The organism is Kitasatospora sp. NPDC059803 (assembly GCF_042732255.1).
Taxonomy (GTDB): Bacteria; Actinomycetota; Actinomycetes; order Streptomycetales; family Streptomycetaceae; genus Kitasatospora.
The window spans coordinates 1-9,521 of the sequence record NZ_JBHWIJ010000319.1; the positions used below are offsets into that span (position 1 = coordinate 1).

Genomic DNA, 9,521 nt, shown 5'->3' on the forward strand with positions numbered 1-9,521 from the left:
CCCCCGACCAGGGGCGGCGGGACCGGGGCCCCAGCCGTCAGCCGTCAGCCGTTGGGGAGGATGACGGCGCGCCCGTTGATCCGGCCGCTGTGCAGACGCTCGTAGGCGAGCGGCGCCTCGTCGATCCCGTAGGTCTCGACGTGCACGTCCACCGCGCCGGCCCGGGCGAGGTCGAGGACCTCGATCAGCTCGCCACGGGTGCCCCAGTACGGGGAGGACACCGAGACCTCGTACGGCAGGGCGCCGAAGCCGACAGCCAGGGTGCCGCCGCCGAGGCCGACGATCGTCACGTCGCCCTCCACCGCCACCATCGCGCCGGCCGCGGCCGCCGTGGGCGGGGCGCCGACGAAGTCCAGCACCACCTGGGCGCCGACGCCGCCGGTGAGTTCGCGCACCCGGGCGGGCGCGGAGGCGTCGGAGCGGACCGTCTCGTGCGCGCCGACGCTGCGGGCCAGCGCGAGCTTCTCCTCCGTCACGTCCAGGGCGATCACCCGGGCCGCGGTCATCGCGCGCAGCAGCTGGATCGCGACGTGGCCCAGGCCGCCGGTGCCGATCACCACGGCAGTGCTGCCGGGCGTCAGCTTGCCGAGCGAACGCTTGATGGCGTGATACGGGGTCAGGCCGGCGTCCGTCAGCGGCACGGCCCGGACCGGGTCGAGGCCGCCGAGCGGCACCAGGTGCCGGGGGCTGTCCACCACCATGTACTCGGCCATCGCCCCGGGGGCGCCCAGGCCGGGCGGGCGGATGCCCAGTTCGGCGGCGCGCAGGCAGTAGTTCTCCTTGCCCTCCGCGCACTTGGCGCAGTTGCCGCAGCCCCACGGCCCGTAGACGGCGACCGCTTCGCCCTCGGCCAGGCCGGTCACGCCCGCGCCGAGCGCGGCCACGGTGCCGACGCCCTCGTGCCCGAGGGTGAGCGGCAGGGGGAAGGACAGCCGCTCGGCGGGCATGCTCATCACGGCGATGTCGGAGTGGCACACCCCCGCCGCGGTGACCTTGAGCAGGACCTGGCCGGGGCCGGGCTCCGGATCGGGGACGGTGACCACCTCGGGGGCGGCGCCGACGCTGCGGTACTGGACTGCCTTCATGGGTTTCGGACTCCCTCTCTCTGCCCCCGGACTCGACTGTCCCCCCGGTTGCGCTGCCCCGGCCACCGGACGGGCCTGGGCAGCGGGCCGGTCAGCGGGCCGGTCAGCGGGCCGGTCAGCGGGCCGCGTAGGCGCCGTCGACCAGGTGGTAGCTGCCATGGATGAAGGAGGCCCGGTCGGAGAGCAGGAAGGCGGTCAGTTCGGCGACCTCCTCGGCGCGGCCGAGCCGGCCGGCCGGGTGCAGGGCGACCAGCGCCTGACGGGCCTCCTCGTCGGCCGCGCTCAGCAGCGGGGTGTCGATGAAGCCCGGACCGACGGCGTTGATCCGCACGCCCTGCGCGGCGTACTCCAGGGCGGCGGTCTTGGTCAGGCCGACCACGCCGTGCTTGGCGGCCGCGTAGGCGGGCGAGCCGGCGAAGCCGTTGGTGCCCAGGATCGAGGCCATGTTGACGACGGCGCCGCCGCCGGCCGCCAGGATGGCGGGGATCTCGTAGCGCAGCGAGTAGAAGACGCCGTCGAGGTTGGTGGCCAGGACCCGGCGCCACTGCTCGGGCTCGTACGCGCCGGTGGGGGCCTTCGCGCCGCTGATGCCGGCGTTGTTGACGGCCAGGTGCAGGGCGCCGAGGCCGTCCACGGCGGCCTGGACGGCGGCCCGCACCGACTCCGGGTCGGTGACGTCCGTCCCGATCGCCAGGGCCCGGGCGCCGGCGGCCTCCAGTTCGGCGGCGGCCCTGCGGGCGCCCTCCAGGTCGAAGTCGGCGACCGCGACGGCCGCGCCGCCGGCCGCCTGGGGGGGGGCCACGGCGAGGCCGATGCCGGAGGCGCCACCGGTGACCAGTGCGGCCTTGCCGATGAACTCCTGGGGGTGGTCGGTGCCGGTCATGGCGTACGTCCTTTCGTGCGGGTGCGCCGGGTGGGCGCGGTGGTTCAGGCCGCCGGGCCGTCGGGGGGCGGTTCGGCGGCGAGCAGGTCGAAGGCCCGTTCCACGAGGTCGGGCAGATCCGGCTCGTCGGCGCCGACGGGGTGACGGACCCAGGCGCGGGAGGCGGCCTGGAGGGCCGCCACGCCGAGGCCGACGGCGACGGCCGGGCGCAGGTCGTACTCCGCGTCCAGGCCGAGGCGGGCGGCGGCGATCCGGATGGAGGCCTCCTCCTCGTCGACGCAGATCCGCCGGTAGGCGGCGGTCAGCGAGGGCTCGGCGGCGATCAGGCCGAACAGCTCCCGCACACCGGGGCGCCGGTGCCAGGCCGGGTCCCGCTCGTCGCCCAGCCAGATCCGCAGCGCCGCGCGGTAGGCGGCCACCGGGGTCTCGGCGGCGGGGCGGGCCGCCAGCGCCGCGTTGATCCGGCCGAAGTCGGCGCGCAGGCAGTCCAGCACGGCGTCCTCGCGGGAGGCGAAGTACCGGCTGAAGGTGCGGCGGGAGACGTCGGCCCGGTCGGTGACGTCCTCGACGGAGACGGCGGCCAGGCCGCGGTCCAGCACCAGCTGGAGGGCGGCGGCGGCCAGTGACTCGCGGGTGCGGCGCGCCTTGCGGTCACGCCGTCCCTCGGTGGTGTGCTCGGCCTTCTCGGTGGTCACGGGAGCCACCGTACACCCGGAAATGTCCCATTGGGACATGAGTCCCTCTGGGACACGAGCCCTCCCCGGCCCCCACGGGAAGGCGGGGGCCGGGGCGGGCTCGCAGACGGGCTCGCAGGCGGGTCGAGTGGAACGGGTCAGGCCGGGCGGGTCAGGCGGGGACTATCGCGAAGGAGCCGTTGCTGAGCGGGGTCTCGGTGTAGGGGCCGCTGTCGATGGCCTGCGGGGAGTAGCCGTCGAAGACCTGGCCGTTGACCGTGACGCCGGAGAAGTCCAGGCGGCTGAAGGAGGGGTAGCTCTGGCTCGGGGACTCGATCACGGCCTCGGCGCTGACGTTCTGGCCGTCGAGCTGCTGGGTGGTGGTCTCGGTCCAGCCCTTGGTGTTGTCGGTGATCTGCAGGGCGTAGCTGGAACCGCCGCTGTTGACCACCGAGGCGGTGAAGCTGTCACCGGCGTCCACCGGGTCGCTGAAGTACTGCGGCGGGGCCGGGTACATCTCGTACCAGGCCGAGTAGACCGGGGAGCCGCTGGAGCAGTCGGCCTGGACACCGGTCTGCTCGACGGTCTGCGAGCCGTAGCCGTCGATCCCGACCCAGGGGGCGAACAGGTCGTTGGCGGTGTTGCACTGCACGGCGGGCATGGTCCAGGAGCCGGAGACGCTCTGGAAGCCGCTGCCCTGGGCTACGTAGCCGCCCCAGACTCCGCCGTCGTAGCGGGCGCCGTGGCCGAAGCGGTGCGCGCTGCCGTAGCCGTGCGCGGCGGCGTGGGTGGCGGGGGCGGCCGTCGCGGGGGTCGCGGCCGCGGCGGCCGGGAGGGCCAGCAGGGCGGCGAGCACGAGCCGGCCGGTGCGGGAAAGGGCCATGGGGGGCTCCTTCACTGGGAGTTGAGGGGGTGCCGCCCAGCTTGCGGGCGCCGCGGGCGGGCCGGGAAGGGAGCCGCGTGGGCAGGAACCCGACATGGCGGGAACATGTCGCCCGATCAATCCCTTGATTTCGGGCACCGAGTGGCGCACAGTCGGCTCGTCCACTGGCGGTGCAGGACGAGGAGGACGCAGTGTCGGGGACGGGCATGCTCGGCGGACTCGGCCTCGGCGCGGTCGAGGAGCAGCTCTACCTGCGGCTGCTCGGCGTCCAGGCCGCCGACCCGCAGTGGCTGGCCGCCCAGATGAACCTCCAGGCCTCGATCGTGCTCGCGGCACTGGTCTCGCTGGCCGCGCAGGGGCTGGTGGAGGCCTGCGCGGCCGGGGCCTGGGCGGCGGTGCCGCCCGACGTGGCGGTGGAGGAGCTGCTGCTGCGGCGCGAGGTCGAACTGCGGCGCGCCCGGGGCCGGATGGGCGAGCTGATGCGCACCTACCGGCAGGGCCGGGACGGCACCGGCTCCGACGCGCCGGTCGAGGTGATCTGCGGGCGCAGATCGGTCGCCGAGCTGTGGCGCACCCTCCAGTTCGGGGTGCGCGAGCGGCTGCGGGTCCTGGACCGGCCCCCGTACATCCGGCGCAGCGATCCGCAGACCGAACTGGCCCTGCTGGCACGGGGGGTGACGACCAGGGTGGTGTACCACAGCCGGGTGCTGCGCGATCCGGAGCGCCTGGCGGAGATCCACTCCTTCGCCACGGCCGGGGAGCAGGCCCGGGTGCACACCGAACTGCCGCTGAAGCTGGCGCTGTTGGACGACCGCTGGGCACTGCTGCCGGTCAGCGCGGGCACCGAGCTGCAGAGCGTGCTGCTGATCCGGCCCTCCACCCTGCTGGACGCACTCGCCGGACTGTTCGAGCTGTACTGGGCGCAGGCGATGCGGCTGCCCGCCCTGCCGGAGGAGAATCCGGAGGACCGGCACCGCCAGCTGCTCCCGCTGCTCGCGGCGGGGCTCACCGACGAGTCGATCGCCCGCCAGCTGGGGGTGTCCACCCGGACGGTGCAGCGCTGGGTGCGGGAGCTGATGGACCGCTTCGGGGCCCGGACCCGGTTCCAGGCGGGCATCCAGGCCGCCCGGGCCGAACTGCTGTGAGCCGGCTGCGCCGCCCCCGGGCCGCGCGAGTGCGCAGGTCAAGGCCGGGCCGGGTGCGCGCGGCAGGCCCGGTGACCGGGAGAATGGTGCGGACAGTTCACCGGAAGTACAGAGAAAGCGAACCCCCACCATGGATCTCGGCGTGCGCTGGAAGCTGCACGGTGACGGGCGTACGCCCGCGCCGGGGGCGGTCGTCCGCCCCGACGAACGGCTCTCCTGGCCCCGCACGGCAGGGCTCGGCGCCCAGCACGTGGTGGCCATGTTCGGCGCGAGCTTCGTGGCGCCCGTGCTGATGGGGCTCAACCCCAACCTGGCGATCATGATGTCCGGCGTCTCGACGATCATCTTCCTGCTGGCCACCCGCGGCCGGGTGCCCAGCTACCTCGGCTGCTCGCTGTCCTTCGTGGGCGTGGCCGCGGTGATCCGGGCGCAGGGCGGCACCAGCGCGACCGTGACCGGTGCGGTGTTCGTGGTGGGCGCGGCACTGTTCCTGGTGGGCCTCGCGGTCCAGCGGTTCGGGGCGCGGATCATCCACGCGGCGATGCCGCCGATCGTGACCGGCGCGGTCGTCATGCTGATCGGCTTCAACCTCGCCCCCGTCACCGCGTCGACCTACTGGCCGCAGGACCAGTGGACGGCGCTGCTGGTGATGCTGTTCACCGGTCTGGCCGTGGTGTGCCTGCGGGGCTTCTGGTCGCGCGTGGCGATCTTCCTCGGGCTGCTCTTCGGGTACGGGATCTCCTGGCTGTTCGACCGGGTCTTCGGCAAGATCCACTCGGTGGACGCGGGCGGCCACCTCACCGACCACTGGCGCCTGGACCTGTCGGGCGTCGGCAAGGCGGACTGGATCGGCCTGCCCGACTTCCACGGCCCCTCCTTCCAGTGGTCCGCGATCCTGGTCGCCCTGCCCGTGGTGATCGCGCTCGTCGCGGAGAACGCCGGGCACGTCAAGGCCGTGGGCGAGATGACCGGCCAGACGCTGGACGACAAGCTCGGCGTCGCGATCTCCGCCGACGGCGTCGGCTCCATGCTCTCCACCGCGCTCGGCGGCCCGCCGAACACCACCTACTCCGAGAACATCGGCGTCATGGCCGCCACCCGGGTCTACTCCACCGCCGCCTACTGGGCCGCGGCCGGCTTCGCGCTGCTGTTCGGCGTCTGCCCGAAGTTCGGCGCCGTCGTGGCCGCGATCCCCGGCGGGGTGCTCGGCGGCATCACCGTCATCCTGTACGGCATGATCGGCCTGCTCGGCGCGCAGATCTGGATCAAGTCCAAGGTGGATCTGCGCAACCCGCTGAACCTGGTGCCGGCCGCCGCGGGCATCATCATCGGCATCGGCAACGTCACCCTGAAGTTCACCGACACCTTCAGCCTCAGCGGCATCGCGCTGGGCACCCTGGTCGTCATCACCGGCTACCACACGCTGCGGGCGCTGGCCCCCGCGCACCTCAAGACGCAGGAGCCGCTGCTGGACGAGGGCACCTCCTCCTACGACGAGGGCTCCGAGGGCTCCGAGGGTGCTGAGGGGCCGCGCAACCCGTAACGGACGGGCCCGGGTTCGGGTTCAGGCCGACAGGACGGCCGGCGGAAGTGTCCGAAAAGGCTCTTCCGTCGGCCGTTCCGTCTGGCCGGACGGGCCGGGCGGTGGTCGAATCGCCGCGTACACCCGTCCCCCGCCCCGCGCCACTCATCCCCCCGGGAGAGGCATGTCCCTTCTGACCCAGCGCCGCAAGACCGCCGCCGCGGCCGCCGCCCTCGCCACGTTCGCGCTCACCTGCGGCGGCCAGGCCTCCGCCGCCGACGCGGGCAAGGTCCTGTGGACGCCGAGCACCAGCACCGGCCCGTCCTCGTTCAAGGCGGTCCAGTGCGCGGCCGGCAACTTCGGCGTCGTCAAGGACTCCGTCAAGGGCAGCGTGTGGCGGGCCTTCCAGGCCGCCGGCGAGGAGCGCTGCGAGACGCTCAGCCCGGACCTGAAGGAGGGCGACACCTTCTACCTCGGCTGGTCGTCCAAGGTGGACATCAAGGACACCAACAGCCGGTACGTCTTCCAGCTCAAGTGCTCGCCGAGCACCGGCACGGCCAACCACCCGATCGAGATCGACATCGTCAACGGGCGCGTCCGCCTCCAGGAGTGGGACACCGACCACGTCGCGCACTCCCTGTGGACCGCGCAGACGGCCAACAACACGTGGCACTCGTACGCGCTGAAGATCCGCCTGGGCCGCACCGACGGCACCATCGACTTCTGGTTCGACGGCGTGAAGCAGACCTTCACCACCGGCTCGGACACCTTCAAGGGCACCACCTGGGACGGTGACCGCAACTACCTCAAGTGGGGCTCCTACCACCCCTCCACGGGGGATGCGACGAACACCTTCACCAGCCCGGTGATGGCCACCACGCTGGAGGCGGCCACCGCCGGCTCGTGACGGCGCGCAGGCCCGGACCGGTGAGCGGTCCGGGCCTGCGGTTTCAGACGTCGCCGAACTCGCCGCTGCGGACGGCAACGACGACGAGTGCAGACGCGGCGCCGACCGCTGGTCAAGCGGTCGAAGACGCCTGGGACTCCTGGGAGCATGGCGACGGCATCCCCCTTCTCCTTCAGGGCGCCCCGGTCCCGATCGGCTGATCAAGCCCGGCCCTTCTCCCCACCAGGACTCCCCCGCACAATCCTTCTTGAGGCACCCGCCATGCTCACAACCCGCCGCCCCGCACCTTCGTCGCCCGTCACCCCCGCCACCGTCTGAAAGCCGCACCACCCATGCACCTCACCAACCTCGCCAAACACACCCTCTCCCGCGGCGCCACCCCCGCCGCCACCTACGCCCTCCTCGCCCGCCTCGGCCACCAACCCCGACCCGCCGCCCAAGCCGTCTGCCTCGCCCTCGCCATCCCCCACACCGAGACCACCCGCCGCCTCGACGACTGCCACGACGCCCTCCTCGCCAACCCCCGCCCCGACTCCGAAACCGACACCGGCGAACTCCTCGAAGCCCTCGGCATCTTCGACATCCCCGCCACCCTCACCCCCACCCAACGCACCGTCATCGACCACCTCCTCACCGCCGTCAACGCCCACGGCGACATCCGACCCGGCCACCACCACGGCCTCAACCGCTGGTTCACCACCGGCAACCTCACCACCGCCTACCTCTCCCTCATCACCACCCCACCCCTCCCCCGCACCGGCGACCCCACCGCCTACTGGACCACCCTCACCATCGCCGGCGAACTCCTCACCACCACCAACCCCGACCCCCGCCTCAAGTGCGCCCTCACCCACTGCCGCACCCAAGCCACCCAAGCAGCCCAAGCCACCCGCCCATGAGCGCAGGAAGTCGACCCCACCGACTTCCTGCGCAGCACGATCACCGGTGGCACAGGGGTGGCGGCCGCCGGATAAATGCCGTGCGTGCCTGGCAGCCGGTGGCTACACTGGCGCGGACTTCGACCGTCCGTATGCCGAGGAGACCAGACGTGGTGGTGGACGACGACATCTCCGGGTGAGTCCCGGACCCGGCAGGCCACCGACCGGTGCGTGGAAGCACCGTCGGCGTGGCCCCGTCGTCGTGCCCTCCTCCCATCCGTCTGCCCCCGGGCGCCGGCTGTCTGCTGCGCCGCGCCCTGCCCCCCTGTGAGGCCACCTCCATGTCCGGCGCTCTCGTCGTCTGCTCGAACCGCCACCGTCTCCACGACGCCCTGGACGACTTCCGCGGCGGCCTGCTCCTGGTCAGCCACGACCGCGCCCTGCTCGACCGGATGGAGCGGATCGCCGAACTCGACCGCGGCGAACTGCGCTTCCACGGCGGCAACTTCACCGCGTACGAGGAAGCCGTACGGGCCGAACGGGAGACCGCCGAGAAGAACGTGCGCAACGCCGAGCAGGAACTGCGCCGCGAGAAGCGGGAGATGCAGCAGGCCCGCGAACGCGCCGAACACCGCCAGGGCAACGCCGCCCGCAACCTGAAGAGCGCCGGCCTGCCCCGCATCTTCGCCGGCACCATGAAGCGCGGCGCCCAGGAATCCGCCGGACGGGCCGGCCAGATGCACGCCGAGCGGGTCGGTGAGGCGAAGGCCCGGCTGGACGAGGCCGGGCGCGCACTGCGCGAGGAGCAGCGCCTCGCGCTGGACCTGCCCGACACCACCGTGCCCGCCGGACGCACCCTCTTCCTCGGCGAGCGGCTGCGCGTGCGGCTCGGCGACCGGGAGGTGTTCACCGGCCGGGGCGTCGACCTGACGGTGCGCGGCCCCGAGCGCATCGCGCTCACCGGCCCCAACGGCGCGGGCAAGAGCACCCTGCTGCGCCTGCTCAGCGGGGACCTCACCCCCGAGGGCGGCGACGTGCGGCGGGCCGAAGGGCGCACCGCCTACCTCTCGCAGCGCCTCGACCTGCTGGACCCGGAGCGCACGGTGGCCGAGAACTTCGCCGCGTACGCCCCGCAGCGGCCCGAGGCCGAGCGGATGAACCTGCTCGCCCGCTTCCTCTTCCGCGGCGCCCGCGCCCACCTGCCCGTCGGGGTGCTCTCCGGCGGCGAGCGGCTGCGCGCCACCCTGGCCTGCGTGCTGTGCGCGGAGCCGGCCCCGCACCTGCTGCTGCTGGACGAGCCCACCAACAACCTCGACCTGGCGGGCGCGGCCCAGCTGGAGAGCGCCCTGAACTCCTACCGGGGGGGCCTTCGTGGTGGTCAGCCACGACGAGCGGTTCCTGCACGGGATCGGCGTGCAGCGGTGGCTGCGGCTGGCCGACGACGGGCTGGCGGAGGGCGCGCCCGCGTAGCGGACGCGGGCGCGCACCGGGCCGCGCCGGTCGGCGGGGGCGGGGCGGGGGGGCCCCCGGCGGCCACGGCGGGC

At 73.6% G+C, this 9,521-nt stretch carries 8 protein-coding genes and 1 pseudogene; 5 read left to right on the plus strand and 4 right to left on the minus strand.

Annotated elements, in window-relative coordinates; genetic code table 11:
- Window positions 1-44: 44 nt before the first annotated feature.
- The 4 genes from ACFV6I_RS33605 to ACFV6I_RS33620 all read right to left on the minus strand — a co-directional run bounded on the left by ACFV6I_RS33605 (window position 45) and on the right by ACFV6I_RS33620 (window position 3,525).
- Window positions 45-1,085 (minus strand): NAD(P)-dependent alcohol dehydrogenase, encoded by a 1,041-nt coding sequence (locus tag ACFV6I_RS33605; protein ID WP_380429480.1) that lies wholly within the window; start codon window positions 1,083-1,085, stop codon window positions 45-47.
- A gap of 115 nt (window positions 1,086-1,200) precedes the next feature.
- The gene (locus tag ACFV6I_RS33610; RefSeq protein WP_380429482.1) at window positions 1,201-1,968 is read right to left on the minus strand and encodes an SDR family NAD(P)-dependent oxidoreductase; all 768 of its coding nucleotides are present in this window, start codon (window positions 1,966-1,968) and stop codon (window positions 1,201-1,203) included.
- 44 nt (window positions 1,969-2,012) lie between these two features.
- Window positions 2,013-2,663 (minus strand): TetR family transcriptional regulator, encoded by a 651-nt coding sequence (locus ACFV6I_RS33615; RefSeq protein ID WP_063350352.1) that lies wholly within the window; start codon window positions 2,661-2,663, stop codon window positions 2,013-2,015.
- Between the two features lie 151 nt (window positions 2,664-2,814).
- Window positions 2,815-3,525 (minus strand): G1 family glutamic endopeptidase, encoded by a 711-nt coding sequence (locus ACFV6I_RS33620; protein ID WP_380429485.1) that lies wholly within the window; start codon window positions 3,523-3,525, stop codon window positions 2,815-2,817.
- A 191-nt stretch (window positions 3,526-3,716) separates the two neighbouring features.
- On the opposite strand from ACFV6I_RS33620, the gene ACFV6I_RS33625 reads away from it, so the two are divergent.
- The 5 genes and pseudogenes from ACFV6I_RS33625 to ACFV6I_RS33645 all read left to right on the plus strand — a co-directional run.
- Entirely contained in the window at window positions 3,717-4,670 is a 954-nt protein-coding gene (locus ACFV6I_RS33625) for a helix-turn-helix transcriptional regulator (protein WP_244293531.1), read from the plus strand.
- Between the two features lie 130 nt (window positions 4,671-4,800).
- On the plus strand, window positions 4,801-6,213 hold the full coding sequence (locus ACFV6I_RS33630; RefSeq protein ID WP_380346303.1) for a uracil-xanthine permease family protein: 1,413 nt from the start codon (window positions 4,801-4,803) through the stop codon (window positions 6,211-6,213).
- A 163-nt stretch (window positions 6,214-6,376) separates the two neighbouring features.
- The gene (locus tag ACFV6I_RS33635; RefSeq protein WP_380346304.1) at window positions 6,377-7,099 is read left to right on the plus strand and encodes a hypothetical protein; all 723 of its coding nucleotides are present in this window, start codon (window positions 6,377-6,379) and stop codon (window positions 7,097-7,099) included.
- A 332-nt stretch (window positions 7,100-7,431) separates the two neighbouring features.
- Window positions 7,432-7,998 (plus strand): hypothetical protein, encoded by a 567-nt coding sequence (locus ACFV6I_RS33640; RefSeq protein WP_380429488.1) that lies wholly within the window; start codon window positions 7,432-7,434, stop codon window positions 7,996-7,998.
- 350 nt (window positions 7,999-8,348) lie between these two features.
- Window positions 8,349-9,447, plus strand: a pseudogene (locus ACFV6I_RS33645) (ATP-binding cassette domain-containing protein); the annotation flags it as partial.
- Window positions 9,448-9,521: the final 74 nt, after the last annotated feature.